The following is a 1,952-nucleotide window of genomic DNA, read 5'->3' on the forward strand; positions in this document are numbered from 1 at the left end:
TCACTCGTTGAAGTGTTTGGGACACTCGCTCCTCGTTTTGGACATTCCCCCGGCAAAATGGGTCATTCGAGGGCGAAATTGGGTCACTCGCACAAAAGACTAAATTGCTCCCTTTCCGCACTTTCTTCAAGGCTTTTGAGTAATTCAAAAGGACTTCATTTGACTAGGTTTGGGTGAATTCGAACATTCGACCGGCAAAACGGGTCACTCGAGGGCGAAAATGGGTCACTCGCACAAAAGACTAAATTGCTCCCTTTCCGTACTTTCTTCAAGGCTTTTGAGTAATTCAAAGGGACTTCATTTGACTAGGTTTGGGTGAATTCGAACATTCGACCGGCAAAACGGGTCACTCGTTGAAGTCTTTGGGTCACTCACCCATCGATTCGGGTCATTCACCCGTCAAAACGGGTCATTCGAGGACGAAAATGGGTCACTCGCACAAACAAACCTCCAAATAAAAAAAGCCGCATATGCGACTCATTTTACTTGTACTTTTTTATAACTGCTTGTTCCATTATCTGTTGTGACTGATACATAAATGTTCTGTTTGGCTTTTTGCTTCGGCACTTTAATACTAAATGCACCTTTTGAATTACTCTTGCCCTTATATTCTTTCTTGCCAATTTTCACAGTCACTTGGCTCTTTTTATACGTTGTCCCCGTGACACGCGTCGCTCCTTTTTTCACTGCTTTCACAGTTGGCGCTTTCGGTACAATGGTTGGAATACTCGCATTAATTTGATATGTGCCAAAGTAACCCAATTCTTTCACACCGATATAATAGATGCCTGTTTTCAATTTATTTTTTAATGTTTTCGATACGAGTAATTGATCGCTCGCGCCTGTGAAATAACTATATGTGTCGATTCTTTTAAATGATTGGTTATAAATCGAAACCTCAAGCCACTTCATATGCGACTTTACTTGTAGCTTTACTTCAGCTGTCTTTGGTACATTCAATTTATAATAATCGAGTCGATCACCAAAACTAATTAGTCCTGTAATTGGCGCAGCATTCGGCTTGAGTGTTTGCGCTTTTTCTGGGCTATTATTCGGTTCTTTTTCATTATTACTTGCCCCTACAAATTTTGTCTGTATCTCGTATAATCCCATACTATCGAGGACACCTGTATTTGATATTTTAATGAGATACTGTCCTTTTTCCACGTACATAGAGCCGCTTCTTGTTACAGCTTTTGTATTGGTTGCTTGTTGGAAATCATTCACTTTCGTCATTTGAACTTGTGCTAAATTGTATAGTTCAACTTGTAAAAAAGGCATGTATGATTTTGTTTGAACTGTTAATTTCCCCGCTCGGTCTACCTCCACCATATAATAGTCTGCCAAATCGTCGAGTCCGAGTTGTCCTTTAATCTTCGTTTTGTTTACTTCGATTGGTTGCGCTTGGTTCGGCTCATCATTCGGCTCTACCTCATTCGAACCATTCGTTTTCCAAGTCGCTTTCACTTGATATTTTCCCGTCTGACCAGAGAATGCTACGCGATTCGTATGAATTGTGTATGTCCCCGCCTGTAAATAGACCGTCTCTTTTTGTGTAATTGGATTTGTTGGATCTGCCGCGAAGAAATGCATCGGCTTCACCATATTTGTCTCTTTCGAATTGTAGACGAATGCCTCCAATTCATTCATATACGACTTCACTTCCACCGTCACCTTACTCGGTTTCGTCAACTTAAATTGATATGTTTGCTTTGTGGTTGTATCGGTAATTTCACCGGTTACCCACTTTCCCGATGTAAGAGTTGTTGCAGCTGAAGCTTGTTGCGGTATAAAAAAGATGGCGGCCAACAAAAGAATTCCTACTATATATAATCTTTTCATGTCAATCCCCTTTAATGTCTAATTATTCCATATCATTATCTCACTAAGTGAGGGAATAGACAATGGTGAGAGACTGATTCGTGTGCGAAAGGGAATCTTGGCTTCTGAAA

1 protein-coding gene is annotated in these 1,952 nt (G+C 40.6%); it reads right to left on the reverse strand.

What is annotated here, in order from left to right; translation table 11 throughout:
• Positions 1–477: 477 nt before the first annotated feature.
• Positions 478–1,842 carry an Ig-like domain-containing protein gene (locus KGI01_RS13595; RefSeq protein ID WP_141275127.1) on the reverse strand — a complete coding sequence of 455 codons (1,365 nt, stop codon included), beginning with the start codon at positions 1,840–1,842 and terminating at the stop codon, positions 478–480.
• Between the last annotated feature and the right edge of the window lie 110 nt (positions 1,843–1,952).

The organism is Kurthia gibsonii (assembly GCF_006539985.1).
In the GTDB taxonomy this organism is placed as follows: domain Bacteria; phylum Bacillota; class Bacilli; order Bacillales_A; family Planococcaceae; genus Kurthia; species Kurthia gibsonii.

Coding starts and splice junctions, on each gene's coding strand:
- KGI01_RS13595 (WP_141275127.1), bottom strand. CDS start 1,842: ATGAAAAGATTATATATAGTAGGAATTCTTTTGTTGGCCGCCATCTTT.